This window comes from Sulfitobacter pontiacus (assembly GCF_040790665.1).
In the GTDB taxonomy this organism is placed as follows: Bacteria; Pseudomonadota; Alphaproteobacteria; order Rhodobacterales; family Rhodobacteraceae; genus Sulfitobacter; species Sulfitobacter pontiacus.
Genome location: NZ_CP160851.1, coordinates 131,063 through 157,235 on the forward strand (window position 1 = coordinate 131,063; position 26,173 = coordinate 157,235).

The 26,173-nt window shown below is 60.5% G+C and carries 24 protein-coding genes; 17 read left to right on the forward strand and 7 right to left on the reverse strand.

Annotated features, from left to right (window positions below):
• Window positions 1-8 precede the first annotated feature (8 nt).
• From AB1495_RS16950 to AB1495_RS16960, 3 genes are all read right to left on the reverse strand, one after another.
• On the reverse strand, window positions 9-230 hold the full coding sequence (locus AB1495_RS16950; RefSeq protein WP_037966680.1) for a type II toxin-antitoxin system CcdA family antitoxin: 222 nt from the start codon (window positions 228-230) through the stop codon (window positions 9-11).
• A gap of 164 nt (window positions 231-394) precedes the next feature.
• Entirely contained in the window at window positions 395-1,540 is a 1,146-nt protein-coding gene (locus AB1495_RS16955; RefSeq protein ID WP_074636907.1) for a ParB/RepB/Spo0J family partition protein, read from the reverse strand.
• Entirely contained in the window at window positions 1,540-2,838 is a 1,299-nt protein-coding gene (locus AB1495_RS16960; RefSeq protein WP_009824376.1) for an AAA family ATPase, read from the reverse strand. The genes AB1495_RS16955 and AB1495_RS16960 overlap by 1 nt, the downstream gene beginning before the upstream one ends.
• Window positions 2,839-3,342: 504 nt before the next feature.
• Here AB1495_RS16960 and AB1495_RS16965 point away from each other — a divergent pair.
• From AB1495_RS16965 to AB1495_RS17010, 10 genes are all read left to right on the forward strand, one after another.
• Complete coding sequence (locus AB1495_RS16965; protein ID WP_005848978.1) at window positions 3,343-4,023, forward strand: DnaA N-terminal domain-containing protein; 681 nt, start codon at window positions 3,343-3,345, stop codon at window positions 4,021-4,023.
• Between the two features lie 123 nt (window positions 4,024-4,146).
• Window positions 4,147-4,908: an SDR family NAD(P)-dependent oxidoreductase gene (locus tag AB1495_RS16970; protein WP_037941991.1), complete on the forward strand. Its 762-nt coding sequence runs from the start codon at window positions 4,147-4,149 to the stop codon at window positions 4,906-4,908.
• 24 nt (window positions 4,909-4,932) lie between these two features.
• On the forward strand, window positions 4,933-6,093 hold the full coding sequence (locus AB1495_RS16975; RefSeq protein ID WP_074636909.1) for an acetyl-CoA C-acetyltransferase: 1,161 nt from the start codon (window positions 4,933-4,935) through the stop codon (window positions 6,091-6,093).
• Window positions 6,094-6,194: 101 nt separating this feature from the next.
• Window positions 6,195-7,172 carry a nitronate monooxygenase family protein gene (locus AB1495_RS16980; RefSeq protein ID WP_005848974.1) on the forward strand — a complete coding sequence of 326 codons (978 nt, stop codon included), beginning with the start codon at window positions 6,195-6,197 and terminating at the stop codon, window positions 7,170-7,172.
• A 58-nt stretch (window positions 7,173-7,230) separates the two neighbouring features.
• On the forward strand, window positions 7,231-8,493 hold the full coding sequence (locus AB1495_RS16985) for a glycerate kinase (RefSeq protein WP_074636911.1): 1,263 nt from the start codon (window positions 7,231-7,233) through the stop codon (window positions 8,491-8,493).
• 267 nt (window positions 8,494-8,760) lie between these two features.
• On the forward strand, window positions 8,761-11,877 hold the full coding sequence (locus tag AB1495_RS16990; RefSeq protein ID WP_244268990.1) for a CHASE domain-containing protein: 3,117 nt from the start codon (window positions 8,761-8,763) through the stop codon (window positions 11,875-11,877).
• Window positions 11,878-12,012: 135 nt separating this feature from the next.
• A complete protein-coding gene (locus AB1495_RS16995; RefSeq protein ID WP_074636913.1) occupies window positions 12,013-13,665 on the forward strand; it encodes an ATP-binding protein in 1,653 nt (550 codons plus the stop codon).
• Window positions 13,666-13,674: 9 nt separating this feature from the next.
• On the forward strand, window positions 13,675-14,040 hold the full coding sequence (locus tag AB1495_RS17000; RefSeq protein ID WP_005848967.1) for a response regulator: 366 nt from the start codon (window positions 13,675-13,677) through the stop codon (window positions 14,038-14,040).
• A gap of 333 nt (window positions 14,041-14,373) precedes the next feature.
• The gene (locus AB1495_RS17005) at window positions 14,374-14,877 is read left to right on the forward strand and encodes an RNA polymerase sigma factor (RefSeq protein ID WP_009824384.1); all 504 of its coding nucleotides are present in this window, start codon (window positions 14,374-14,376) and stop codon (window positions 14,875-14,877) included.
• Complete coding sequence (locus AB1495_RS17010; protein ID WP_074636914.1) at window positions 14,874-15,614, forward strand: hypothetical protein; 741 nt, start codon at window positions 14,874-14,876, stop codon at window positions 15,612-15,614. Before AB1495_RS17005 ends, AB1495_RS17010 begins: the two co-directional genes overlap by 4 nt.
• Window position 15,615: 1 nt before the next feature.
• Here AB1495_RS17010 and AB1495_RS17015 read toward each other — a convergent pair whose 3' ends face one another.
• The 3 genes from AB1495_RS17015 to AB1495_RS17025 form a co-directional block, all read right to left on the reverse strand.
• Complete coding sequence (locus AB1495_RS17015; protein ID WP_074636915.1) at window positions 15,616-16,347, reverse strand: c-type cytochrome; 732 nt, start codon at window positions 16,345-16,347, stop codon at window positions 15,616-15,618.
• A gap of 55 nt (window positions 16,348-16,402) precedes the next feature.
• Window positions 16,403-17,587 (reverse strand): sulfite oxidase, encoded by a 1,185-nt coding sequence (locus AB1495_RS17020; RefSeq protein WP_005848960.1) that lies wholly within the window; start codon window positions 17,585-17,587, stop codon window positions 16,403-16,405.
• A gap of 268 nt (window positions 17,588-17,855) precedes the next feature.
• Window positions 17,856-18,392 carry a peroxiredoxin gene (locus tag AB1495_RS17025; protein ID WP_074636917.1) on the reverse strand — a complete coding sequence of 179 codons (537 nt, stop codon included), beginning with the start codon at window positions 18,390-18,392 and terminating at the stop codon, window positions 17,856-17,858.
• Window positions 18,393-18,630: 238 nt separating this feature from the next.
• On the opposite strand from AB1495_RS17025, the gene AB1495_RS17030 reads away from it, so the two are divergent.
• From AB1495_RS17030 to AB1495_RS17050, 5 genes are all read left to right on the forward strand, one after another.
• On the forward strand, window positions 18,631-19,626 hold the full coding sequence (locus tag AB1495_RS17030) for a TRAP transporter substrate-binding protein (RefSeq protein ID WP_074636918.1): 996 nt from the start codon (window positions 18,631-18,633) through the stop codon (window positions 19,624-19,626).
• 71 nt (window positions 19,627-19,697) lie between these two features.
• Complete coding sequence (locus AB1495_RS17035) at window positions 19,698-20,228, forward strand: TRAP transporter small permease (protein WP_237277851.1); 531 nt, start codon at window positions 19,698-19,700, stop codon at window positions 20,226-20,228.
• A gap of 2 nt (window positions 20,229-20,230) precedes the next feature.
• Window positions 20,231-21,511, forward strand: a complete 1,281-nt coding sequence (locus tag AB1495_RS17040) for a TRAP transporter large permease (protein WP_005848953.1) — start codon at window positions 20,231-20,233, stop codon at window positions 21,509-21,511.
• A 58-nt stretch (window positions 21,512-21,569) separates the two neighbouring features.
• Window positions 21,570-22,286, forward strand: a complete 717-nt coding sequence (locus AB1495_RS17045) for a ribonuclease activity regulator RraA (protein WP_005848951.1) — start codon at window positions 21,570-21,572, stop codon at window positions 22,284-22,286.
• The gene (locus AB1495_RS17050; RefSeq protein WP_050752188.1) at window positions 22,262-23,005 is read left to right on the forward strand and encodes a FadR/GntR family transcriptional regulator; all 744 of its coding nucleotides are present in this window, start codon (window positions 22,262-22,264) and stop codon (window positions 23,003-23,005) included. The genes AB1495_RS17045 and AB1495_RS17050 overlap by 25 nt, the downstream gene beginning before the upstream one ends.
• Window positions 23,006-23,009: 4 nt before the next feature.
• On the opposite strand, the gene AB1495_RS17055 is transcribed toward AB1495_RS17050, so the two are convergent.
• On the reverse strand, window positions 23,010-23,357 hold the full coding sequence (locus tag AB1495_RS17055) for a cupin domain-containing protein (protein ID WP_005848947.1): 348 nt from the start codon (window positions 23,355-23,357) through the stop codon (window positions 23,010-23,012).
• A 371-nt stretch (window positions 23,358-23,728) separates the two neighbouring features.
• Here AB1495_RS17055 and AB1495_RS17060 point away from each other — a divergent pair, with 371 nt between their 5' ends.
• A complete protein-coding gene (locus AB1495_RS17060) occupies window positions 23,729-24,475 on the forward strand; it encodes an SDR family NAD(P)-dependent oxidoreductase (RefSeq protein ID WP_005848946.1) in 747 nt (248 codons plus the stop codon).
• A gap of 71 nt (window positions 24,476-24,546) precedes the next feature.
• Window positions 24,547-26,052, forward strand: coding sequence for an aldehyde dehydrogenase (NADP(+)) (locus AB1495_RS17065; protein WP_074636921.1), 1,506 nt, complete (start codon window positions 24,547-24,549; stop codon window positions 26,050-26,052).
• Window positions 26,053-26,173 lie beyond the last annotated feature (121 nt).

Consider the following 26,173-nt stretch of genomic DNA (forward strand, 5'->3'; position numbering starts at 1 on the left):
AGCTCGCCCTAGAAACTGCGGAAGCGTTCAAGCGGCAGACCCTCGGCCTCTACCTCTTGCGCATAGGTATCCAGCGCCTGCTGGTTCTCGATCCGCCAGCGGCGGTTGCGTTCTGCCTTGGCGGCGTCCGAAATCGCGGCCTCGGCCAACCGCGACATGTTCAGCCCAAGCGCGCGCGCCGTCTCGGCGACGCTGGCATCCAATGTAAGATTCACTTTGACACGGCCCATGGCACCCTCTCGCATTATGCGTATAGGGCAGGAGTATAGTTGAGGCTGAGGCTTCGGGCAAGGTGGCGCGGGTTGGCGCGTATATGTGGGCCTATCTCGCCCATTAGTCCCGCCCCGGCGCAAAGAAGAAGGGGCAAGGCGATCCGCCCTGCCCCCTTCGAGTTTCAGTCTTTCTGATCCAGCGCTGCAAGAAACGCCTCGATCCCGCGCTGTAATCGCGCCTTGCTGACAGCCGAGAAATCGCGCGGCAAGCGCATCTCTACCTTCCCGTCCGACGCGATCACCCGCATCTCCCCCTGTGGCAACCCAAGCCGCAAGGATGTCTTGGCAGAGCTTCGGCCCGCGGGTTTTGGCGCGGCTTTCTTTGCCGTGATCCCTGCCCGCAGAATCCCAAGTTCGGCATCGGCATCCCGTTCAGGCTGCTTGATCAACGCCTTTTTCAGCGCCATCGCATTGCCCGCCTGCGCATCAAGGAACCGATAAACATCTAGCCCAAGCGCCCGCGGGATCGCCTCGGGGTAGCGCAGCGCGCCGTCCAGATCGGCAAGCATACGGGCGAACTGCCGGATATAGGTCTTCTTCTGTTTCAGCGCCGAGGCATAGAGCGTGCCAACCGCGTCACTCACCTCGACGCCCGAATCCTGCGCATAGGACAGGGCCAGTCGCGCCATCTCGCCAAAGGACAGATCTTTGCGCACAAGGTTCTCGTCCACCATCTTGCGATACAGATCCGCAAGGGGTTCCCCGCGGGGAACCAGCGCGGCGGGGATGCGGGAATAGCGCGGGTCGCCGGTTTCAGCCGCAAGTTCGCGGAAGGCGGTGAGCCGGCGGAAGCCTTGAATAAGCTCATACCCATTATCCGTCTGCTCCACCCGAATGGGATTGGAAAGGCCGACCGACTGGATCGACTGCTTCAGCTCTGCCAGTTCGGGGTCGACATTGGCCGACCGGTCGCGGGTCAGCTTGTCGGTATGCACATCCGAGGTCTGGATCAGGTCGGTGATCAACCCCAGCCGTTTCAGCCGCACATGCTCGTGCGCCAGCGCGTCGTTTTCCGCTCGAATGGCGGCCTCTGCGCTGGCGCGCTCTGAGGTGGCTTCAAGCGTTTCCGAGATCGCGCTCGCCATCGGGCCGCGTCGCGACGGGGCAGGGGGGTTGGGCACAGGATCAGAGTTCTGCAACGGGTGGCCCTGAATGTTGTACTCCTTCACAACGGGCGGTTCGGCAGGTGCGTTCCCCGCGGGGAACCCCGCGTCTTCCTCTTCATCCAGATCGAAGTTGATATCGAAAACAGAGCGTTTCTTAACCATTATTCATCCTCCAGTTTATCCCACGCATCGACAAGCGTGGCACGGAATTCATCATAGGCCCGATCAAAGGAGGCCCGCGCGCGGCGCCAGGTCTCGCGGGTCATCTGGCGGTAATCCATCTCGTAGATCGACGACAGGAACCGGCCTGACTGTTCAACCGCGCGGGTCATTTCAATCGGGTGCTCTGCTACATGTGGCTTAAAGACCTGATTAAATGCTGACTGCATCGCACGGTGCAGATCGTTATTAGGCTCGAAACGGGTCAATAGAAACTTGATGTCAGCAAAGGCCTTGACCGGATCGGTGCCCGACGGCAGCCGCCCGCGGAAGCGGCCCAGATCCTCAAGCGCCTCAGACAGCTGGCCGATGAAGCTGGTGGTGCTGTCATACTCCCAATAGCCGGGGCCGGACGGAATATACAAAACATCCGCCGCAAAGACCGCGTTCATCGACTGGTAGCCAATGGCGGGCGGGCAGTCGAAGATGATCAGGTCATAGGCGTCCGGCGGGATCGTATCAAGATAACGGGACACGGCGGCAAAGAACGACCATTCGGGGTTCAGGTGCCGGTACTGCGCGCTGGCAAATTCGACGAAGGCGGCGTTGGCACAGCTGGGGATCAGGTCGATCGTGGGCCAGCTGGTCGGCTTGATGAAATCGGTGGCGCGCAATTCGCTCAGCCCCATGCCGGTGACAGAGGCAGGCAGTTTGCGTTGGGGCAGGGTGGCCCCACTTTCCGCGCCGCCTTGCACCGCGTTCATCCGCTCTGTCTCGCGGATCAGGTCGCGGGCCATGATACCCCAGACAGTGACCTCTTCCGAGACATCCGACAGCCCCATCGAATGGCTGAGCGTGGCCTGCGGATCGAAATCCACGGCCAGCACGCGGTAGCCGTCAAGCGCGGCCGCATGGGCGAAATGCAGCGCGACGGTGGACTTGCCCGCGCCGCCCTTGAAGTTCGCAATCGCGGCACGCACCGCCCGCTTGCCCGCAGGGCGCGGCGGCATCAGCGACCGGTTCTTGATCTTCAGCTTGCGCCGCAGCTCGTTGATCTCTTCCAGCGCATACCAGCGCTGGCGGCCTTCCTCTTCCACCTGCCCCTCGGGCAGGGACGGGTCGGCGGCCAGCCGGCCGCGCAGGGTCGACGGGTTGGTCTTAAAGATCAGCTCCGCCACTTCCCAGCTTGAGAACCGGCGCAGGGTCTTTTCCATCTCGGGCGAATAGGTCTGATGCCGGATGTGCCCCTGCATCTTGAGCGACTGCGCCTGAAGCTTTGCCAGGTCCGCATAGGTAAACATAAGCTGTCCTTTTCCCTACCCGTTCCCCGCGGGGAACCGTCGCCCCGCACGCTGTGGCGGCACCGGAAACCCCGAAAGAGAACGCTAATTACTACTCAATTTGGATTTACGCTGAATTTGCGTCTTATGGAAAGACATTTATTCTATAAACAGGTTTTCAATATCCCTTATACCACAGGGCCCCGGCGCGATTCGGGCGATAGGCGCGGCTCTATAGCTCCGGGGCGGAAATATAGGGGGACAGCAGGATCAGCCCCGCGACATATTGGGGGACAAAAACGCTGTAATAGGGGACGCTCTGGATGACCCCCTATACCAATGATACCTCAACTTTCAAATTTGAATGGGGAAGAAAGAGGGTAGATGCAAAACCAATCCTTGACAGAATCGGGTTTCCGGACGCAAATCAGGGAAGAGGCGGAAAAGACGTTGTCTACGCCCCGAGGATCCATCAAGAGATCGAACTGAGGCTGCACATTCACACCGTGCCAGATCGGAGCAGCTATGCTTTCACCGAAACCCGTGGGGCGTGACGCCGCCGCGCGCAAGTATGATATCATCACCGCCTTGGGGGCCTATGCCCTTGCCGGCGGGAAACATGATCACCGTCTGGTGCTGCGCTTCATTACACTTGTAACGGCGCGCTACAACTGGGCGCGCAATGAACTGGCCGTGGGTCAACGCGAGATCGCGCAGCTTTGGTCCGTCGATGAACGCACCGTCAAACGCGAGATGGCAAAGCTGCGCGGCTGTGGCTGGCTGGTGGTCAAACGTCAGGGCGCGCGTGGACGGGTGACGGAATACGGGCTCGACCTTGATGCGATCCTTGAAAAGACGCGCCCGCAATGGCCGCAGGTCGGGCCGGACTTTGATCTGCGCATGCAGGGCGCGCCGGAACCGACGCGGGTGGTGCCTTTGCCCGTGCGTGGCACCGCCCCGACGCCGCCTGTCGAAGGGGGCAGCGAATGGGCGTTGGCGCAGGCTGTGCTTCATGCCGAAGATGCCGGTGTCTATGGCAGTTGGCTGCATAATCTCACGCGGCAGGATCGGGCAGGGGGGCGTGTCACGCTTCAGGCCCCCAGCCGTTTTCACGGGGCCTATGTGCAGACCCATCTGATCCCCCGCGTTCTGGCCGCATTGCAGGCCGTAGATAGTGACGTGTCCGAGGTCGTGATCACGGCCTAAACCGGATCGGCTGAACGGGGGGCCGCGGGTCCCACGCTTTGCCATTGTAATCCGCGAAACCGCAGGCGACATTCCCCGCAATTAAACTGTTGCCCCTGCGTCAGCAGGGAAGGGGAGGATACCATGCAATTGAACGGACAGGCCGCCATCGTCACCGGTGGCGCTTCGGGATTGGGCGGGGCCACGGCAGCGTTTCTGGCGCAGGCCGGGGCCAAGGTCACTATCTTTGATATGAACGCTGAACTGGGCGAGGAAAAAGCCACCGCCATCGGGGGCAAGTTTCTGCGCGTTGATGTCACCGACGAAAGCGCGGTAGAGGCCGCGATCGCGGAGGCCGAAGGGCTGCACGGCAAGGCGCGTATTCTGGTAAACTGCGCGGGCATCGGCCCACCTGCCAAGGTCGTGGATCGTGACGGCGCGGCGCTGCCCTTGGCGAGTTTTACCAATGTGGTGAATGTGAACCTGCTGGGGTCGTTCAACGTGCTGTCGAAATTCGCCGCGGCCTTGCACAAGGCGGAGCCCGTGGGCGAGGAACGCGGCGTGATCATCAACACGGCGTCGGTCGCGGCGTTCGACGGCCAGATCGGGCAGGCGGCCTATGCGGCATCGAAGGGCGGGATCGTGGGCATGACCTTGCCCGTCGCCCGCGAGCTGGCGCGCTATGGCATCCGGGTGATGACGATTGCACCGGGGCTGTTCCTCACACCGCTGCTGGAGGGTCTGCCGCAGGAGGCGCAGGATTCGCTCGGCGCGCAGGTGCCCTTCCCCAGCCGTTTGGGCGATCCGTCGGAATACGCCAAGATGGTCGGGGCGATTATCGACAACCCGATGCTGAACGGTGAAACGATCCGCCTTGATGGCGCGATCCGCATGGCACCGAAATAGAGACTGAATAGAGGGGAAAGCGTTATGGCACATGCCTATATCGTAGAGACAGCCCGCACCGCAGGGGGGCGCCGTGGCGGCGCGCTGCGCGACTGGCACCCTGCCAATCTGGGGGCCGAAGTGTTGAATGCGCTGGTGGCGCGGTCCGGGATCGACGGCGCGGTGATTGATGACGTGATCGTCGGTTGCGTCAGCCAGGGCGGAGAGCAATCCTTTGCCTTCGGGCGCAACTGTGTGCTGGCCTCGAACCTGCCGCAATCGGTGCCCGCGGTCACCATCGACCGGCAATGTGGCAGCTCGCAACAGGCGGTGCAATTCGCGGCACAGGCGGTGATGTCGGGCACGCAGGATGTGGTTGTCGCCATGGGTGTCGAAAGCATGACACGGGTGCCGATGGGGTCGAATGTATCGCTTTATGCCAAGGCGGGGTTGGGCGAGGGCCCGTTCAGCGACCGGATCGAGGCGCGCTACGGCACCAAGAATTTCAGCCAGTTCATCGGCGCGGAAATGGTCGCGCAAAAGCACGGGTTCACCCGCGCGGAACTGGACGCCTATGCGCTGGAAAGCCACCGCCGCGCCACCGCTGCGCGGGATGGTGGGGCCTTTGACGCAGAGATCATTCCGCTGGCCATCGAGGGCGGGATGCACACCCGCGACGAAGGCATCCGCGATGATGCGACGCTTGACGGGATTTCCTCTGTTAAACTGCTTGATCCGGACGGCATGATCTCTGCAGCGAATGCGTCGCAGATTTGCGATGGGGCGGCGGGCGTGTTGGTCGTGTCCGAAGCCGCGCTGAAGAAATACAATCTGACGCCGAAGGCGCGGATCGTGAACCTGACGGTGACCGCGGGCGATCCGGTGATCATGCTGGAGGAACCGCTGCCCGCCACAGACCGCGCGCTGGAACGGGCCGGTATGAAGATCGACGACATCGATCTGTTCGAGGTCAACGAAGCCTTTGCGCCGATCCCGATGGCATGGGCAAAACACACCGGGGCCGATCCGGCCAAGTTGAATGTGAATGGCGGCGCGATTGCGCTTGGGCATCCCTTGGGGGCCTCTGGTGCGCGGCTGATGACGACGCTGGTGCACAGCCTGCATACGCGCGGCCAAAAATACGGGTTGCAAACCATGTGCGAAGGCGGCGGCATCGCCAATGTCACCATCATCGAGGCGCTGTAGTCCCGATCACAAGAAGGGAGTGACGGACGCAACGTTCGTCATTTCCAAAGCGCGCACATCCTGACAAGTTGCAGGAAAATAATACGTCCCGGAGGAACAAGATGACGCTACCCGCCCTTTTCGACAATTTGCGTATCCCGCTGATTGGCAGCCCGCTGTTCATTATCTCGAACCCTGATCTGGTGATTGCACAGTGCAAGGCCGGTATTGTGGGCAGCTTTCCAGCGCTGAACGCACGCGAAGCGGAAGGCGAACCGATTGAGCTGGACCGCTGGTTGACGCGCATCAAGGAAGAGCTGGACCGTCACAACCAAGCGAACCCCGACAATCCCGCCGCCCCCTATGCGGTGAACCAGATCGTGCATAAATCCAATGCGCGGCTTGAGCGGGACGTAGAGATTTGCGTCAAGCACGAGGTGCCGCTGTGGATCACGTCGCTTGGGGCGCAGGAATGGCTGAACGATGCGGCGCATGGCGCGGGCGGTGTTGTCTTGCACGACATCATCAACAACCGCTTTGCCCATAAGGCGATTGAAAAAGGTGCCGATGGTCTGATCGCCGTGGCCGCAGGGGCAGGGGGGCACGCCGGTGCCTTGTCGCCGCTGGCGCTGATCCAGGAGATCCGCGAATGGTTCAACGGGCCGCTGTTCCTGTCGGGGGCGATTGCCAAGGGCGACAGTATTCTTGCGGCGCAGGCCATGGGCGCGGATGGCGGCTATGCCGGGTCGGCGTTTATCGCCACGCAAGAGGCGAATGCCGACGCACGCTACAAGCAGATGATCGCGGATTCGGGGGCCTCGGATATCGTGTACTCCGACTTGTTCACCGGCGTTTGGGGCAACTATCTGAAAGCCTCGATCGAGGCGCAGGGCATGGACCCGAACAACCTTGAACGGTCCGACCCGTCGAACATGAACTTCGGTGCCGATCGCGAAAAGCCCAAAAGCTGGAAAGAGATCTGGGGCGCCGGTCAGGGCATCGGTGCGGTCAAGGATGTGCGCCCCGCCGCCGAGGTGGTCGAGCGGATGGCGACAGAATACGCCGCGGCACGCAAACGTCTGTTCGATCAGACCGCGTGAGTGTAAAACAGGCCGTCCCTTCGGGGGCGGCTTTTTTGATGACGGGATAGGGATCGCCATGCACACCGCGCCGGAGACGACTTTACGCCGCTTGTTCGACCGCGCGGTCGCCGTGGCCGATCCGATGCAATCGCTGGCCGCGCATCTGCCGCCGAAACCCACGGGCCGTGTGGTGGTGATCGGTGCGGGCAAGGCCAGCGCGCGCATGGCCGAGGCGGTTGAGGCGGCCTGGGGCCCCTGCGACGGTTTGGTGATCACCCGCTATGGATACGCCCGCCCCTGTCAGGGGATCGAGATTGTCGAGGCCGCCCACCCCGTGCCCGATGCCGCCGGACAGGTCGCAACCGCGCGGATGCTAGAGCTGGTGCAGGGCTTGGGCGAAGGGGACTTTGTGCTGGCTTTGATCTCGGGCGGGGCGTCGGCGCTGCTGACCGCGCCCTCGGCGGAGATTACGCTGGCCGAGAAACAGGCGGTGAACGCGGGGTTGCTGGCCTCTGGCGCGCCGATCACGCAGATGAATGTGGTGCGCAAGCATCTGTCGCAGGTCAAGGGCGGGCAACTGGCGGCGGCGGCCTATCCGGCGGCGATGCACACGTTGATGATCTCGGACGTGCCGGGGGATGATATGGCGATGATCGGGTCGGGCCCCACGGTGGGCGATGCCTCCACCTCGCGCGATGCGCAGGCGATCTTGACGCAGTGGGGCGTGGCGGTTCCGGCCTCGGTCACGCGGGCGCTGGCTGCGGGGTCGCAGGTCGTGCCGCCGGATGATGCGCGGCTGTCGCGTGTGATGAACCGGATTTATGCGGCCCCCAAGCAATCGCTGGATGCGGCACAGGCTTTGGCCGAGGCAGAGGGGTTTCGCGTGATCCGTCTGGACAATGACCTAGAGGGCGAGGCCCGCGAGGTCGCCCGCGCCCATGCCGCCTTGGCCCTGCAAGAGCAGGCGCGTCTCCACCCCGGCGATGCGCCGATTGTAATCCTGTCGGGCGGCGAGCTGACGGTCACGCGGCGCGGGGATGGCGTTGGTGGACCGAATGCGGAATATGCCTTGGCGCTGATGCTGGCGCTGAACGGGGCGGCAGGTATCTGGGGGTTGGCCTGCGATACCGACGGCGTCGACGGCGCGGCCGAGGTGGCGGGGGCGATCATCGGGCCCGATAGCATGGCGCGGGCGGGGGCCGCGCGCGCCGACGCAGAATCGGCGTTAGCGGTAAATGACGCCCACGGTTTCTTTGGTCGGATCGGCTGTCAGGTGGTGACGGGACCGACGCTGACGAACGTCAACGACTTCCGTGCTATGATTGTGCATCCCGTATGATCAACAACCCTGAGTTGGGGTGTCTTTAGATTCTGTTGAGGTTTCTGTCTTAATCCTGTGCGCAAGTAATAATTAACGTTGGCAGGGAAACCGGTGCTACTTATAAGTGAGGGATGCCGGTAACATGATCAGCGGGTGGCTTTCATCGATTAGGCGCTTTTCAGTTTTGCGAAATGTGAGAGTATAGTTTTGTTCAAGCGCTTAGATTTGATTTTGGTCGTTGTCTGCCTTCTCGTGACCTTCGGGATCTACGCTGAAGGCGCGCGAATGAACCGCGCCGCGGCAAAGGCCGAATTCGCCCGCATCACCGAGGACGGGCTTCAGGCGCTGGATCGTCGGATGAACATCTATCTGCAAAGTCTGAACGGCGCCGCCGGGATGATGCAATCGTCGGAGAATATCGAATACGACGATTTCGAGACCTTTGTCGAAAGTCTGGATTTCGAAAACTACCTGCCCGGCATCAACGGCATCGGGTTTATCGAGCCCGTGGCCAAGGTGGACGAGGATGCTTTCGTCGGCGATATGCGTGCCAATGGGACGCCGGGGTTCGAGATCAGGCCAGAAACGAACCATGACCAGAAATATGTGATCAAATATATCGCGCCCGTGCTGCCCAACAAGGAAGCCGTCGGGCTGGACATCAGCTTTGAAAAAGGGCGGCGCGAGGCGGCGGATCGGGCGCGAGAAACCAACACCCCGCAGCTGACACCGCGCATCCTGCTGGTGCAGGACGCGATGAAGGAACCGGGGTTCTTGCTGCTGCGGCCGCTGTTCTATGCCTCCGGCCCGCGCGAGGGGACGTTTCGCGGCTGGGTCTATGCGCCGTTCATCGGCCGCAACCTGTTGCAGGATCTGACGCCGAACCAGAACAATGTGTATGATTTCCACGTTTATGACGGCGATACGACCGACCCCGAGGCTCTGATCTATGCCAGTCAGGATCGCGAACATGCGGCGGGTAAATATAGTATGGTCTATACCACCGAATTCTTCGGGCGGACCTGGACCGTCCAATATGAAAGCACCCCCTTGTTCGAGGCGTTGTTCCCCGGTGGCACGCCGCTGCTCGCGTTGATCGCAGGGATTGCCCTGACCGCGATGCTGGTCGTGGTGCTGCGCGCCATTCGCCAACGCGGGGATTCTTTGGCCGAGGTGGCCGCGCTGCGCGAACAGCAGATCAGCGCCCGCGAAGAGGAAAACCGGTCGATCATCGAGAACAGCGTTGTGGGGATCTTCATTCTGGATGAACGCCGCGAGATCCTGTTTGCCAACCACGCCGCGCTCGAGATTTTCGACAAGCATGAAGACGGGATGGGCGGGTTGCCCCTGACCAAATTCGTGACAGAGGCGGGGTGGCTGCCCGCAGAGGCAGGCTATAACGCCACGGGCACCAAACACGACGGATCCACGCTGCACCTCGATCTACATTATAACGAATGGGAGACGCTGAATGGCGTCAAACGCATCACCGCCATTGTGCGGGATGTGTCGGTCGAGGTCGGGGCCGTCGGGGAACTGGCCGGGATCAAGGAACGCTATGACCATGCCCTCGCGGGGTCAGAGATTGGCGTGTTCGAGATCGACCTGATGTCGGGCACATCGGTGGTCTCGCCGACGTGGCGCAAGATCATGGATGTCGGTCCGGCGGTCGAGGATACGCAGGAAGAGTTCCTGAGCCGTATCCACCCCGACGATCTGCCCCGTCTGATCGAGGCGGATCAGGATTGTATCACCGGCAAGGCAGAACGGTCGCGGACCGAATACCGGATGCAGTTCGGCGAAAGCTGGCGCTGGATGCGGTCGGATGCCGTGGTCGTGGACCGCGCCGACGATGGGTCGGCGATACGGATGGTCGGGACGCAAAGCGACATTACCGCGCTGCGTCACGCCCGCAACGCGCTTGAGGCAAGCGAGAAGCGATTCCGCACCGTGCTGAATGCGGCCCCCGTAGGCATGGCGACCCTGAACAGCAACGGGCAGTTCACCAGCGTGAACAACGCGATGTGCGAGCTGACGGGATATTCGCAAAAGGCAATGACCGACCGGTTCAACCTTGCGCAGATCATCCCCGAGGAAGATGTGAAGCTGATGCGTGATATCGTGACCAAGTTCACCGAAAGCGGGTCGAACGAGGTTTACCGCGGCGAACATCCGATCATGCACAAGGACGGCGGCCAGCGGTGGGGGCTGTTCAACATCACCTGGACCTTCGACAAAAACGAAGGGGCTTATGTCTTTATCGCGCAGGTCAACGATATCACCGACCAGAAGAAGATCGACGAGATCAAGAATGAATTCGTGTCCACCGTTAGCCATGAATTGCGCACGCCGCTGACCTCTATCAAAGGGGCGCTTGGCCTGATCGAGATGTCGGCGCGTGATACCATGCCTGCTTCGGCGCTGCGCCTGATCGAGATCGCGCGCAATAACGCCGACCGTCTGACCACCATCGTCAACGATATTCTCGACCTCGAAAAGATATCGTCGGGCAAGATCGACTTTGACCTCAGCCCGATGAGCCTGAACGAGGTCATCTCTTCGGCCGTGCAAGAGATGATGCCCTTTGCCGTCACCCATAACACCAAACTGGTGATGGATCTGCCCGACACCGACATCAATGTAACTGCCGATTGGTCACGGATGATGCAGGTGCTGGCGAACCTGATGTCGAATGCGTGCAAATACTCGACCGAAGGCACCGACGTCACGATCAAGGCCGAGACGATTGGCGACATGGCGATTGTTTACGTGCAGAACTTCGGCCCCGGCGTGCCCGAGAATTTCAAGAACCGGATTTTTCAGGCGTTCTCTCAGGCCGATGGATCGGACACGCGGGCCAAGGGCGGGACGGGCCTTGGGCTGAATATCACGCGACAGATCGTCTGGCGTCAGGGCGGCAACATCGGCTTTGAAAGCAAGCCGAGCGGGACCACGATTTTCTGGTTCACCTGCCCGCTGGCCACCGATGCCGAAGGGTATGACGTGCTGCCCGATGCCCGCACGTTCGAAGTGATCGACGGGACGAAAGACAACCTTAGGGTGTTGCACCTTGAGGATGACGAAGAATTTGCAGAGGTGCTGCGCGAAGGGTTGAGACCCTTTGCCGATGTGCAAAACGTCACGCGGTTGAACGAGGTCCACGATGCGCTGAGCGCGGGGCCGCTGGATGTGATTATCCTCGACTGGACCGTGCCAGATGGCGACGCCGCTGCCGTCCTGGACGATATCGCCGAGCTTCAGCCAAATGCGCGGGTGGTCGGGCTGACCTCTGACGCGGCGCGCGCGAGGGATAGCCGGGTGGGCACCCATCTGGTGAAATCGCAGACCGATCTGAACCACATTATCGAAAGTATTGTGGGTCCGACACAAAGAGCGAGTTGATCTCCTTATGGTTGTGTCTAAAGTTGCTAAAAATCGCCTTAAAAATGTCTAGATACTTTTGTCTATGATGGCGCAAGGGATGGAGAGGGTGCTTGGCTAGGGATGGTGCCTTCTTTTTGTAAGTAAGGACGCGATATGTCTTGGAACGGAAAGAAGCGCCATATTGCCACTGGTTTCGTCGCCGGATCGGCCTTGGCTGGGGGGTGGTACGCCGCGACCTCGGCGCTGCTGTCGGGCACACCGGCGCAAACCGTTCCGGTTATCGGGGCCATCGCCATTGCCAGTCTGGTACCGCTGATCGCCGCGAACGTGCGGGCCACGCCGGCGCGTGCAACGGTTGACGACAGCGTTGCCCAACAGCTGCGCGTGCTGAAGATGCACACGATGGTAAACGTGGTCGACACCGATAACCTGCTGGTCGAGGTGAACGATCTGTTGCTAGAGGCAACCGGCTATACCCGCCAAGAGCTGATCGGCAAACCGGTCGCGATGCTGTATTCCAAGGACAATAGAACCACCGCCACTGAAATCCGCGATCTGCTGCGGCAGGGCAAAAGCTGGCAGGGTGAAACGACGCTGCGCAATCGTGACGGGTCAAACTGCGTGACACAGACGACAGTGACCCCGTTGCTGGATGCGAATGGCCGCTGGATCGGGTCGATCTCGGCGCGGACGGACATCACCTCTACCACCAAGCTGATCGCGCGGCGTGACACGGCGATGACCTTGCACGAGCTGCGCGACGACATCTGGATCGTGTCCGAAGACAACCTTGAGTTGCGTTATATGAACCTTGCCGCCAAGGCGCGGTTCGGCTGGTCGACGCGGCCCAAGAACGGGCAAACGGTGCGCGATATGGCGGCCGAGCGCGGCTGCGAGGATGTGCTCGATGCCTGTCTGCGGATGATGGATATCGGCGACACCTATATGACGTTCAGCGCAACGATATCGGGCACGAACTTTGAAGGGTCGATCAAATGGCTCAACAAGGGGACAGTCGACGGGCGTCTGCTGATCATGCTGCACGACATCACCGAACGGCTTGAACAAGAGCAACTTCAGGCGGATTTTATCTCTATGGTCAGCCACGAACTTCGGTCGCCCTTGACCTCGATCAAAGGGTCGATGGGGCTGCTGTTGTCGAAAGCCGCGGGGCAGCTGCCGCCCAAGGCCGAGGGCCTGCTGGAGATCGCGCATCGCAATGCCGATCGTCTGGTCCTGATCATCAACGATATTCTGGACATGGAGAAGATCTCCTCCGGGCGTCTGGATTTCGAACTGGAAACCGCCGACCTGTCAGAACTGGTGGCCGAATCCCTGCGCGCCAATGCGACCGCCCATCAGCGGTTCGGCTTGCAGATCAAATGCCACGGGGTGGATACGCCGACCTATATCGAGACCGACGCCAACCGTATCATTCAAGTTTTAACCAACTTGATGTCGAATGCTGCGAAGTTTTCCAAGCCGGGCGGCACGGTGGAGATCTCCGTCGAAAAAACGCCCGAAAACGTATGTGTGTCTGTACGCGATGAGGGTATGGGCATTGCGCCCGAAGACCAGCATAAGATCTTTCAGCGGTTTGCAGATATGGCGAATTCCGACCGGGCGACCAAAGGCGGTACCGGTTTGGGGCTGAGCATCTGTAAAGCAATTGTTGAAGGTTTGGGTGGTACGATCGATTTTGTCAGTAAAGAAGGGCGGGGGACAACTTTCACCTTCACTTTACCTGTCAAAACGCGCCATTCTGGGCCAGAGAATGATTTTGAAAGACTAGAGAACGTTGGATAAGAGTCCCGTATGATTAAATTGCTTCACGTAGAAGACGACGCCGATATTCGCGAAATCGCCAAAATGTCACTCGAACTGTCGGGTGATTTCGTGGTTGAGCAATGCGATTGCGGCGAACAGGCGCTTGAAAAGACGCTGGACTATATCCCCGACGTGTTTTTGCTGGATATGATGATGCCCGGCATGACCGGTCGTCAAACGCTTGAGAAACTGCGCGAGAATCCGGATTTCGCAAATGTGCCCGCGATCTTCATGACCGCCCGTGCCCAGCCGAACGAGCTGGAAGAACTGCGCGGCATCGGCGCGACAGAGGTGATCAGCAAACCCTTTGATCCCATGTCGCTCGCCGACCAGATCAAGGCAGCCATCGCCTGAATAGGGCCAGACGTTAGATGAAGAAACCGCGGCGGAAATGCTGCGGTTTCTTTTTGCTTTGTGGGTGTCGTTGTTCGTCAGGTTGATACGGGTGAAACGTTTGTTCGGAAATTTGAGGTGCCGAAAAAACGTTATGTTAAATAACATCACGGCCTAAACCCAGCCGGTGAAGCCACCTGAATACCGTTTCAGAGTCAGCTGCGGGGGTCGCGATTTTTCCGGCAAGCATCACGGACATTCTTGACGCAATCCCTACGCCAGACACTGCACGAAGAAATCCGACAGCGGTCTGTGTTGACTTTGATCCGGCTTGAAAACGCGGTACGGATTGATATGGCGCAGCGTACCCTTATCGAGATTCTTTTGCCTGAGTTGAGGGCCTATGCCACGGCCATCTGTCAGTCGCGCGACGCGGCAGAGGATCTGGTGCAGGACGCGGTGGAGCGGGGGTTGCGGTCTGATCGCAGACCCGAACTGCTGGAGGAATTGCGCCCGTGGATGTTCCGCGTCATTCGCAACCTGCATTATGACGAGCTGAGAAAAAGGCGCGTGCGCCGTGAATATTCGGCGGAGGAGAAACGTCTATCTGATGAAGCAGGCGGACCGGATACCGCGCGGGATGTATTGATCCGGCTGGCGTTCGAGAAGCTGCCGCCCGAAACCCGCGAGGTGCTATGCCTTGTGGACATTATGGGCCTGAAATACGCCGAGGCGGCGAAAGTGATGGATGTGCCAAACGGCACAGTGATGAGCCGGATCAGCCGCGCGCGTCGGGCGTTACTGGACGTGGTCGATGGGGCCGGAACGGCAAAACAGGAAGTGACGCGGAAGACATGAGCGAGCTGAACGACAAAGACTGGGAACAGGTCAACGCCTACCATGATGGCGCGCTGAACGCGTCGGAAATGCGTGCCTTAGAGACGCGGTTGGCAGCCGAACCCGCGCTGGCTGCGGCGCTTGAGGATGTGCGGCGCGTTTCGCGCGGTTTGGCGTTGATGCGTCCGGTGCTGGACGATCCAGACGCTACGCCGCAAACGAGGGTTGCAAACAGCAACCGGCACCCGCGACGTTGGCTTTGGGGCGGCGCTGTCGCCGCAGCGGTGGCTTTGGCGATGGTTTTCGGGTCTGACTTCGTCGCCAGCCCCACGGCTTTCGACATTCACACCGAACTGGCAGCACAGACCTATGATCTAGGCTCTGGCGATCTGCGCCCCGTGGCGGGGGGTGGTTTGGCGGGTGTGCCGGATCTTGAGGGCGCGAACCTGACAGCCGTCGCGTCTCGCGTGGCAAAGCAGGGCGATATCATGCATTATGCGGGCCAGAATGGATGTCGCCTGACCTACCTGCGCGGCGGGTTTGCCCTGCCAGAGGGTAAAAGCACGTCAGAACAGCAGATCGCGAGCTGGGGCTCCCAGGACCAACAGCGCCATATTATCGTCGCGACGGGGATGGACCGCACCCGGTTCGATGCCATTGCCCGCTATCTTAGGCTTGAAACGCGCGAACGCGCCTCTGAAAGCGTGATGGCAGCACTTTCAAAGACGGTTCGTTCGGCGCGGCCTTGCGTCGGTTAGGTCAGTCGGCGTCTGACATACTGGCGAGATAGGCGATCACATCGGCTTGATCTTCCGGCTTGCGCAGCCCGGCAAAGCTCATCTTGGTGCCGGGCACGGCCTTGCGGGGGTTGGCAAGGAAAGCCGCCAGCCGGTCGGGTGTCCAGTCGCCAGCATGGTCGGCCAGCGCGCCGGAATAGCGGAACCCGTCTACCGCCGCGACAGAGGCACCGACGATCCCGTACAGATTTGGCCCGACGCGGCTTGGGCCATCTTCTTCGACCGTGTGACAGGCTTTGCACTTCCTGAATACTTTCTCGCCCGCGGCGGGGTCGCCTTGTGCCAGAAACTCGGCGCCGGGGGTTTCCGGCTCTGCTGCGGCGGCGTCCTCGGTCGGCGCGTTGGCGTCGCTGTTGGCCGCGGGGTCTGATCCGCCCGCGACGGTCGCCACATAGGTCGATAGCGTTTCGATCTCTGCGTCGGTCAGCGTTTCGGCAAAGCCGGGCATAATGCCGATCCCGCTTGTCACGGCGGCGCGGACCTGTTCGACGGTGGGCTTGAAGTCGTCAAGGTTTGGGCCGATCTCGCCTTCGGCGCCTGCGTCTTTCAAGCTGTGACAAAGGGCACATTGCGGCTGCGCTGTCTCGTTGAAAAGGGCGCGCCCTGCGTCAAGAGAGGCGTCGGCTGCTGCTGCGCTGCCGATCAGCGCAAGGAAAAGGGCACCGCCAAGGCGCGGCGTCAGGGATGGGGTCATTTCAATGTCTCCGGGTAAGGGTCGGACCGACGGCCAAGGCCGCCGGTCTATGGTATCAGCTGACAGTCACGTCGACGGCATGTGCCCGCCATCCGTTGTTGCCATAACCGCGTTCGTTTGGCGGAAAGTTCTCTGGCTGGGCGTCGCCTGCGGCATTGGTTGCCCGGCTGGCCAGCATATGGGTGCCTTCCGTCAGATCGGTGATCAGCACAAAGGGCCGCCACGCGTAGGGGCCAAGGTCAGGGCCCAGAAACTGCGCATCGGCCCAATTCTGCCCGCCGTCTGTGGACACTTCGACTTTCTCAAGCCCGCTGACACCGCCCATGGCGACGCCGTGGATCTGCACCTTGCCCGTCGCGGCATCCACCAGCGGCCCGGTGATCCATGATTTCACCGACATCTCGTACATGGAGGGTTGCGAGGGATCACCTTTTTCGCCGACAGGGCGGACGCGGTAGCCGGTCTGCTGGATCTTATTGGGCGATTCCTCGACCGTCAGGGCCAACCGTTTGAGATACTTGATATTGTTGACCCCGTAGTAGCCCGGGATAATCAGCCGCAGGGGGCCACCGTGCGCCAGCGGCACGGGTTCGCCGTTCATCTCCCACGCGAGGATCGCGCGATCCATCGCAGCCTTGGGGACAGAGCGTTCAACCTGGATCGATTCAGGCGGCAGCCCTTGGGGAATGTCCTCTCCGCCCGTGCCGGTCAGATACACGGCATCCGCATCGGCGCCGCCCATTGCGTCAATAACGGCGCGCACGGGAACGCCTGTCCACACCACATTGCCCGCCGCCCCGACGGACCACTGCGACCCGCTCGTCTCGTGATCGAAGAAAGCGCGCCCGTTGCCCGAGCATTGCAGCACGCAGACCACCGTTTCGACGCCAAGCGTTTTCAACGCACCGACGGTCATCTTGCCGGGGTTTGCAACACCGTCGATCTCGACCTCCCAGGCATCGCGGTCGGCAACGATCTTGTCCGAGGGGGCGGGCAAGTTGTTGCGGATGTAAAGTTCGGTCGTGGGGGTGATCAGCTCTGACCCCTGTGCGGCGCGTTTCGTCTCGAGCGTCTGCTTGGAATGGACGATCATGTCCTCGGCGTCTTTCCAGGCGACGTAATCCGGCAACGGCTCTCCGCCTGATTGTGCCAAAGCCGGTGCCCCGACCGCGACGGCTGCCATCGTGCCGGCCGATCCGATCAAAAAGTGCCGACGCTTAACGTTTTCAATGACTTTCATGTCTTCCTCCCGTGGTTCCGGGCCTTTGCTCTGCATGGTGGGCAAAGGCTCTATGACCAAGTGACGTCCGGGGGGTGCGGTTTATTCCCGCGTGACAAAATAACTTTCGATAAAGTTTGGGGGCGCCCGCTGGATCGGTGCCCGTTCGCGCAGGCCCGCTGTATCCAGCGGTTTGGCAGAACTCGGGTCTGTCGCCTAGCGGGAGGCCTTGTGTTGTACTGGGGGGGCTCCTCTTGGCTGTCTTGCGATGTGTAGGATCAGGTCGGGTTCAGGCGTTCCCGCGGACAGGTTTGTCGTTGTTGATTGTGAATATCATCCCGTCGAGAAGTTCATCCAGATCGGGGCGCGCCGCCGGACCGTTAGAGATGGCTATGATCTGCGTCGTGCCGTCGGGGCGCAGGCAGAAAATACCGGGCTCTGCAAAGCGACGGTCGGTTTCCTGCGAAGACAGCGGGTCGCTGACGTAAAGCCCCATGGCGCGCATGTCACTCTCTTGCAGGTCGTAGCCGATATCGAAGGTCCACCCGAAGCGCGCGACATCATCGCTGACTTTCTCGAGCGGGTCGCCCGAGACGCATTTCACCGCAAAACCCGCGTCTTCCCACTTTGCATAGTTGTGTTCCAGCTTGCCCAGGTAGGTCTTGCAGCGTCCGCAATGCTTGCCACGGTATACGATGAGCAGGGTCCAGCCGTCGGTCGCGCCGCCCACCGTCATGGTGCCGCCGCCGAATTTAGGCACCTCGAACACGGGGAAGGCGGCGCCCGCCTGCAGTTTGGTTGTCTGGTTGGAATGCGAATTTGTCATGAATCTATCTCTTCCTATGTGTTGGCCCGCCCGTGCAGCAGGGGCGAAATTTCCGTCGCCTTAGTCGTCTCTTTGCAGACCTTAAGCCCTTTTAGATTCTAAATTTTGTGTCGGTGCAGTGAAGATCAAAACGACGGGGTCAGGCGCGTCCCCATTAAAACTCGAAAAATAGTACTTGTAAATATTTGTAAGTCATGTGATCACTTTTGCAATAATTTGTCTTTGGGAGGAAACAAATATGAAACTGAATAAAATCATCACCCGTGGTGCCTTTGCGATTGCCGCGGCATCGACGCTGGCTGTCATGCCCGTGACGGCGCAGGCAAAGGACTGGCGCGGCTGGAATATCCACGTCGAGGATTACCCTGTATCGCACGGTATGGAAGCCTTCATGGAAGAGGTCACCGAAAAGACAGGGGGCGAGATCAAGGGCAAGGTGTTCCACGCTGGCGTTCTGGGCTCGCAGCCCGATGCGATTGAACAGCTGCGTCTCGGGATCATGGATTTTGGCGTCTTCAGCCTTGGGCCGATGGGGCAGGCCGTGCCTGCGACCAACGTCGTGTCCTTGCCCTTCGTGTTCAAAAGCGTGCCACAGATGTATGAGCTGATGGACGGCGAACCCGGTGCCGCACTTGGGGAAGCGCTAGAGGAAAAGGGGATCGTCGCCCTTGGCTATTATGACGCCGGCGCGCGGTCTTTCTATAATTCGGTCAAGCCGATCAATACGCCCGAAGACGTGCAAGGCATGAAAGTGCGCGTGATGAACAACGACCTGTTCGTCGGCATGATCGAATCGATGGGCGGCAACGCCACCCCGATGGCCTTTGCGGAAGTCTACCAGTCGATCAAGACCGGCGTTGTGGACGGGGCAGAGAACAACCCGCCGTCTTATGAATCCACCAGCCACTTCGAGGTCGCGAAATACTATTCGTTGACCCAGCACCTGATCATTCCCGAATGCCTGTGCATGAGCAAAAAGACCTTTGACGGTCTGACACCAGAACAGCAGGAAATCGTGAAAACCGCCGGTAAAAACTCCACCGATCTGCAGCGCAACCTCTGGGGCGAACGCGAGGCGGCGTCGATGAAGATCATCATGGACGGTGGCGTCGAAGTGAACGAGATCGCCGACAAATCGGCGTTCCAGGAAGCGATGGTGCCCGTCTACGAAAAGTATCTGGCGGCCAATCCAGAGATGACGGATCTCGTCAATCTGTTCCGCAACGCTGACTGATCAGCGCGGCTGGACAATCGTGCGCCCTGTTGCAACGGGGCGCACCCCTTCTCTCACAAAGGAATAGGGCCGTGGAACACGCACCCCTCTGGATGAAGCATACCGAGCGTGCGCTCGACGGGCTGAGTTTTCTTTGCATGCTCGCGGCCTCTATCGCCATCGTCGTGCTGATCGCGACCTTTGGCTGGCTGGTGTTCGGGCGCTATGTTTTGAACGTCACACCGACATGGGTCGAACAGCTGGCGCTTTTGCTGATCTGCTATGTGACCTATCTGGGCGCGGCGGTCGGGATCCATGAGAACACGCATCTCGGGGTGACGCTATTCCGCGACATGATGGGCTGGCGGGTCAGTAATTTCCTGAAGCTCGTCATCGATATCGTCCTCGCCGGTTTTGGCCTGATCATGCTGATCGCAAGCATTGAACTGGTCAAATTCGGGTGGAGCACAATGCTCCCCATGCTCAACGTCCCTGAAAGCTTCCGGTCCTTGTCGGCTGCGATGTGCGGCGGGCTTGTCTTTCTATTTGCCGGCCTGCGCGCGGTGTTTCGGATCGCCTGCCTTCTGCGCGGTATCCCCTATCATGAAAAAGGTTTGTTTTAATCATGGGTCTGACAATCCTTCTTGGCATTTTCGGCGTCTCCGTCGTGATCGGTATCCCCGTCGCCTTTGCAATGGGTATCGCAGCCCTGACCGCATTCTGGTACGAAGGTTTTCCGCTGCTGATCACCTTTCAACGGTCGGTTTCCGGCATCTCTGTCTTCTCGCTGCTGGCGATCCCGTTCTTCGTTTTCGCAGGCGAGCTGATGCTGCACGGCGGTATCGCCATGCGTCTGGTTAAGTTCGCCTCGGCCCTTGTGGGTCACGTGCGCGGCGGTCTGGCATCGGTGAACATCTTTTCCAGCATGTTGTTCGGCGGGATTTCGGGATCGGCTGTGGCTGATATCTCGGCGCTCGGGTCTATTCTGATCCCTGTCATGAAGGAACGGGGCTATCATTCTGATTATGCGGTGAACGTGACCGTTACATCATCGATTGCAGGCATCGTTATTCCGCCCAGCCACAATATGATTATCTTTGCGGTGGCCGCAGGCGGGGGGATCTCGATCTCGAAGCTGTTCCTCGCGGGGGTCGTGCCCGGCATGCTGATGTGTCTGTGCCTTGCGGTGGCGGCCTATGTCATTGCGATCAAACGCAACTATCCGGCGGAGCCCTTCCCCGGCTGGCGTGCGGTCGGCGTTGCATCGCTGCATGCGCTGCCGGGTCTGGTGACGGCTGTGATCATCGTGGGCGGGGTGCTGTCGGGTATTTTCACCGTGACTGAATCCGGTGCCTTCGGCGCGATCTATGCGCTGCTGCTGACCTATTTCGTCTATCGCAGCCTTGACTGGAACGGGTTCAAAACCGCCGTCGTCTCTGCCGTGCGCACAACTGCGATGGTCATGGTGTTGATCGGTTTCGCCAGTTCATTCGCCTATCTTCTGGCGCTGTATCAGGTGCCCGAAAAGCTGAGCAGCTTCATGCTTGGCATCTCGGAAGAAAAGATCGCCGTTCTGCTGATGATCAACATCATGCTGCTGGTGCTGGGGATGATCATGGATATGGCCGCGCTGATCCTGATCTGCACCCCGATCTTCCTGCCCATTGTACGCGATCTTGGCATGGACCCCACCCAGTTCGGGATCATGCTGCTGGTCAACCTCGGGCTTGGTCTGTGCACGCCCCCCGTTGGCACCTGCCTGTTCGTCGGCTGTGCCGTTGGCAGGGTCAAGATCGAGGAAACGCTCAGGACCATATGGCCCTTCTACCTGGCCATTCTGATGGCGCTCTTGCTGGTCACATATGTCCCCGCCGTGTCGCTGTTCCTACCTTCATTGCTTGAATGAGCCGACCTTTTCCACGCCTTTCAAAACGCCCGAAATACCATAGTAGAAAGTATTCACCATGACTGAACCGACGCCAGAACTCCTTGAAAAGCTCATGCATGTCAGCACGGCAACGCTGACCACCGCATTGTTCAAGCGCGGCTTTCGCAACGTCTTTATTCAAGGGCCGTACCGTATGAACCCCGGGCCGAATATGGTCGGGCCGGCCTATACCCTGCGCTATATTCCCGCGCGCGAGGATCTGGACGGGCTAGAGTCTTTCGCGGACCGGGCCAACCCGCAGCGCAAGGGGGTAGAGGAGTGCCCGCCCGGATCCGTCTTCATGATCGACTCGCGGCGCGATTCAACGGCGGCATCGGCGGGGTGTATTCTGGCCACCCGATTGATGAAGCGCGGCTGCAAGGGGATCGTCACCGACGGGGGGTTCCGCGACACGCCCGAGATTTCGGCGCTCGAGATGCCCGCCTATCACACCCGCCCCAGTGCGCCGACAAACCTGACCAAACACCACGCCGTCGCGATCAATGATCCTATCGCATGTGGCGGTGTTTCCGTCTTTCCGGGTGATATTATCGTGGGCGACAATGAAGGCGTCGTTTGCATCCCCAAGCATCTGGTGGCAGAAATAGCGTCAGAAACCGAAGAGATGACCGTTTTCGAAGACTTCGTTCTGGAAATGGTGCAAAATGGTGCTTCGATTTTTGGGCTTTACCCACCGACAGATCCGGCAACGAAGGACGAATTCAAAGCATGGCGGGAACAAAACAACCGGTAGCAGGCGCAGATGCGAGCCGTTCCGCCATGGGCAAGCCCGCCAAGGAACGCACGCTCGCGGATCACGCCTACGAGAAAATCCTCGCGATGATCTCCAGCGGGGAGACCGCGGTCGGGGATAAGCTGCCGACGGAACACGCCATGAGCGAGATGCTGGAGGTGTCCCGGCCGGTGCTGCGTCAGGCGCTCAAGCAGCTGCGCGAAGACGGCGTGGTCGTGTCGCGGCAGGGGTCCGGGTCATTCGTCCAGCGCCGCCCCGATACGGCGGTGCTGACCTTTGCGCCCGTGGGGTCCATCGCTGATATCCAGCGCACCTTCGAATTCCGCGCCGCGATCGAGGGGGAGGCGGCGTTCCTTGCCGCCGTGCGCCATACAGAAGCGGATCTGGCCAAGCTGCGCGCGCATTTCAAGGAGCTGGACCGCTGCATTCGCGAAGGGGAGTTGGGCGTCGAGGCAGACGAGGCCTTTCATCAGGCGATCTGCGAGGCGTCCGGCAACCAGTATTTCGCAACTGCGCGCACCTCAATGAAGTCGAACATCCTGACGGGCCTCAACCTGACGCGGAACCTGTCGCTTAGCAAGCCGCGCGAGCGGATGGAGCTTGTCCAGCAAGAACACCGCCGCATCCTCGCCGCGATCATCGCGCGGGATCAGGCCGAAGCCCGCGCCGCCATGCGCGCCCATGTCGAGAATGCAAAGAACCGTGTGTTCGAAGGCTAACCGCTTACTCCAGCGGTAGCCCGTGGGCCGCCATGAAATCATCCCGCCGCGGTGCAAAACTGTCGAGCAGTTTCCCCGCCTGCAAGCACAGGCAGGAATGTTCGACGTTCGACGGGATGATCAACGCATCGCCGGGGTTCAGGATCTGCGTGTCGCCCCCAACGGTGAATTCGAACTGGCCAGAGGACACGAAGGTCGTCTGCACATGGGGGTGCGAATGGGGCACGCCGACGCCGTCCTTTTCGAACATGAACTCTACCATCATCAGCGCTTTGTCCTGACACAAGATGCGCCGCTGCGCGCCGGGGCCCGAGGTCATCCAGCCCTGTGATGCGTCTGCTGTGGTGTCCATTGGTATGCCTCCCCCCAGCTTTAATCAGATGTAAGTATTTGTAACTATTTTTGGTTGTTGTCAACAGATTTGGGTGTGGGGTTTGCCGTAGGCCGTAGTGATTTTCATCGGGTTTTGTGCTTGATATGACGCATATTCTACTGTTTTTTCGGGCTTTTCCGCTGGGGCCAAAGACCTTCTCGACTTCCCGATCTCTATATTTGTAATAATTTGTATTGTCGCGCCCTGAGGTTTGCCCTAAGCAAGGGGACGGATAATGCAGTTGTTGGGCGTGCATCGCCGCCCTTGAACCCCATTGTGCATCGAAGGGAGACGCGGAGAGCACTGCTCGGTCAGGTTCCTCCGCAGAATTTTATATTCAGGAGACGATCATGGACCTCAAAGGGAAAACCGCAATTGTAACCGGCGGTGGCCGCGATATCGGCCGCGCCTGCGTGCTTGAGCTCGCGGCGCGGGGCGCGAATGTGGCGATCAACTATATGGCAAGCTCTGAAGGGGCCGACAGCGCCGTCGCCGAAATCAAGGCGGCGGGCGGCAATGCCTTCGCGCTGCAGGGCGATATGACCAAAGAGGCCGATGTTGCCGCGTTAGTAGAAAAGACCGTCAAGGAATTCGGACAGGTCGATACGCTTGTCCACGTTACGGGCGGGCTGGTCGCGCGGGTCACCATGTCGGAGATGACGCTGGATCACTGGCAGTCGGTCATGGACGTGAACCTGACATCCTTTGTGCTGATGGTGCGTGAATGTCTGCCCCATATGACCGAAGGATCGTCGATTGTCGGGCTCGCCTCGCAGGCCGGTCGCGATGGCGGCGGGCCCGGTGCCTCGGCTTACGGCGCATCCAAGGGGGCGCTGATGACGCTGACGCGGGGTCTGGCGAAAGAGCTGGGTCCGAAAATCCGCGTGAATTCGCTTTGTCCGGGGATGATCGATACCGATTTCCACAACATCTTTACCAAACCCGAAGTGCGGACCCATGTGGCCAATGTCTCGCCCGTGAAACGCGAGGGGACGTCGGAAGATGTGGCCAAGCTGGCGGTGTTCCTTGCCTCGGATGATGCGGCGTTCATCACAGGTGCCAATGTCGATATCAACGGCGGCATGCTGTTTTCCTGACAGCGACACGACCGGCGGCTGCGGATGCACGCGGCCGCCGGATTTTTGACAGAGGGGAAAGGAAACGCAGCATGGAACTGATGGGCAAACACCTGATCGCAGGCGAATGGACCGGCGCGGCAGAGCAATTTTCATCCGACCCCGCCGACGGGGAGCCACGGGTTTTTGCCGCCGGCACCGTTGATCTGGTCGACCGCGCCGCGCAGGCTGCCGAGGATGCGTTTGACGCCTACAGCGCCACCACAGCGCAGGATCGCGCGGCCTTCCTGAATGCGATCGCGGACGAGGTTGATGCCCGTATCGACACATTGGCCCTGATCGGCACCCAGGAAACCGGCCTGCCAGACGCTCGTTTGCGCGGTGAGACAGGGCGCACATCCGGTCAGCTGCGCATGTTCGCGACGCATATCCTTGAAGGCAAGTTTCTGGACGCGCGCCATGATGCGGCCCTGCCGGATCGCACGCCTTTGCCGCGATCTGATTTGCGGATGATCCAGCGCCCGATTGGCCCTGTTGCGGTCTTTGGGGCGTCGAACTTCCCGCTCGCTTTTTCGACGGCAGGCGGGGATACGGCGTCGGCCTTGGCGGCGGGCTGTCCGGTGGTTGTCAGGGGGCACCACGCGCATCCCGGCACGGCAGAGGTCGTGGCCGCAGCGATTGCCGCCGCTATTACAGCTTGCGACATGCCCGCGGGTGTATTCTCGTTGATCCAGGGGGGCGGGCTAGAGGTCGGGCAGGCGCTGGTGCAGCATCCGCTGATCAAGGCCGTCGGCTTTACCGGATCGCTGCGCGGCGGACGCGCGCTGTTTGATCTATGCGCACAGCGGCCCGAACCCATTCCGTTCTTCGGCGAGCTGGGGTCGATCAACCCGGTCTTTGTCCTGCCCGCCGCAGCCTCCGCCCGCGGCGCAGAGATCGGGGCGGGGTGGGCCGCGTCGCTGACGATGGGGGCAGGGCAGTTCTGCACGAACCCGGGCGTGGTTGTGGTCACCGACGGCCCCGGTGCCGATGCCTTCCGCGATGCCGCTGTCGCCGCCTTGCACGAAAGCCCTGCCCAAACAACGCTAACGGCGGGGATCGCCGATGCCTATTTCGACGGGCGTGATCGTATCGCGCGCGCGGGGTGTACGCGCGCGCTCGTCTCTTCGGATCGGGGCGAGGCGCGCCGTGTCACCCCCGCTGTCTTCGAGGTCTCCGGCACCGATTGGCTGAACAGCGACGCGCTGGCGCATGAGGTCTTCGGGCCGCTTGGCATTATTGTGCGCGTGGCCGATGCGGATGAGATGGCCGCGGTTGCCAAAGGGCTGGACGGGCAGCTGACCTGCACGTTGCAAATGGACGCGGGCGATACCGCTGCCGCCAAGGCCTTGATGCCGGTGCTAGAGCGCAAGGCAGGGCGGATATTGGCCAACGGTTTTCCCACGGGCGTGGAGGTCAGCGGCGCGATGGTCCACGGCGGGCCCTATCCCGCGTCGACCAACTTTGGCGCGACCTCGGTCGGGACGCTGGCCATCCGCCGTTTCCTGCGCCCCGTCTGCTACCAAGACCTTCCGGCAGAGCTGCTGCCGGTTGTTTGACCCTGTGCGGGGCAGCGGCGCGTTGGGGGTAAGCCGCTGATAAACTTGATGTATACAAATAATTACAAATAAACTTGACGCATTACAAATACTAACGACATATTTCACGTCAGGGAGAATC

Bases quoted from the DNA above. Each gene is read 5' to 3' on its own strand.
- AB1495_RS16950 (WP_037966680.1), bottom strand. From the start codon at position 230: ATGGGCCGTGTCAAAGTGAATCTTACATTGGATGCCAGCGTCGCCGAG.
- AB1495_RS16955 (WP_074636907.1), bottom strand. From the start codon at position 1,540: ATGGTTAAGAAACGCTCTGTTTTCGATATCAACTTCGATCTGGATGAA.
- AB1495_RS16960 (WP_009824376.1), bottom strand. From the start codon at position 2,838: ATGTTTACCTATGCGGACCTGGCAAAGCTTCAGGCGCAGTCGCTCAAG.
- AB1495_RS16965 (WP_005848978.1), top strand. From the start codon at position 3,343: ATGCTTTCACCGAAACCCGTGGGGCGTGACGCCGCCGCGCGCAAGTAT.
- AB1495_RS16970 (WP_037941991.1), top strand. From the start codon at position 4,147: ATGCAATTGAACGGACAGGCCGCCATCGTCACCGGTGGCGCTTCGGGA.
- AB1495_RS16975 (WP_074636909.1), top strand. From the start codon at position 4,933: ATGGCACATGCCTATATCGTAGAGACAGCCCGCACCGCAGGGGGGCGC.
- AB1495_RS16980 (WP_005848974.1), top strand. From the start codon at position 6,195: ATGACGCTACCCGCCCTTTTCGACAATTTGCGTATCCCGCTGATTGGC.
- AB1495_RS16985 (WP_074636911.1), top strand. From the start codon at position 7,231: ATGCACACCGCGCCGGAGACGACTTTACGCCGCTTGTTCGACCGCGCG.
- AB1495_RS16990 (WP_244268990.1), top strand. From the start codon at position 8,761: ATGAACCGCGCCGCGGCAAAGGCCGAATTCGCCCGCATCACCGAGGAC.
- AB1495_RS16995 (WP_074636913.1), top strand. From the start codon at position 12,013: ATGTCTTGGAACGGAAAGAAGCGCCATATTGCCACTGGTTTCGTCGCC.
- AB1495_RS17000 (WP_005848967.1), top strand. From the start codon at position 13,675: ATGATTAAATTGCTTCACGTAGAAGACGACGCCGATATTCGCGAAATC.
- AB1495_RS17005 (WP_009824384.1), top strand. From the start codon at position 14,374: ATGGCGCAGCGTACCCTTATCGAGATTCTTTTGCCTGAGTTGAGGGCC.
- AB1495_RS17010 (WP_074636914.1), top strand. From the start codon at position 14,874: ATGAGCGAGCTGAACGACAAAGACTGGGAACAGGTCAACGCCTACCAT.
- AB1495_RS17015 (WP_074636915.1), bottom strand. From the start codon at position 16,347: ATGACCCCATCCCTGACGCCGCGCCTTGGCGGTGCCCTTTTCCTTGCG.
- AB1495_RS17020 (WP_005848960.1), bottom strand. From the start codon at position 17,587: ATGAAAGTCATTGAAAACGTTAAGCGTCGGCACTTTTTGATCGGATCG.
- AB1495_RS17025 (WP_074636917.1), bottom strand. From the start codon at position 18,392: ATGACAAATTCGCATTCCAACCAGACAACCAAACTGCAGGCGGGCGCC.
- AB1495_RS17030 (WP_074636918.1), top strand. From the start codon at position 18,631: ATGAAACTGAATAAAATCATCACCCGTGGTGCCTTTGCGATTGCCGCG.
- AB1495_RS17040 (WP_005848953.1), top strand. From the start codon at position 20,231: ATGGGTCTGACAATCCTTCTTGGCATTTTCGGCGTCTCCGTCGTGATC.
- AB1495_RS17045 (WP_005848951.1), top strand. From the start codon at position 21,570: ATGACTGAACCGACGCCAGAACTCCTTGAAAAGCTCATGCATGTCAGC.
- AB1495_RS17050 (WP_050752188.1), top strand. From the start codon at position 22,262: ATGGCGGGAACAAAACAACCGGTAGCAGGCGCAGATGCGAGCCGTTCC.
- AB1495_RS17055 (WP_005848947.1), bottom strand. From the start codon at position 23,357: ATGGACACCACAGCAGACGCATCACAGGGCTGGATGACCTCGGGCCCC.
- AB1495_RS17060 (WP_005848946.1), top strand. From the start codon at position 23,729: ATGGACCTCAAAGGGAAAACCGCAATTGTAACCGGCGGTGGCCGCGAT.
- AB1495_RS17065 (WP_074636921.1), top strand. From the start codon at position 24,547: ATGGAACTGATGGGCAAACACCTGATCGCAGGCGAATGGACCGGCGCG.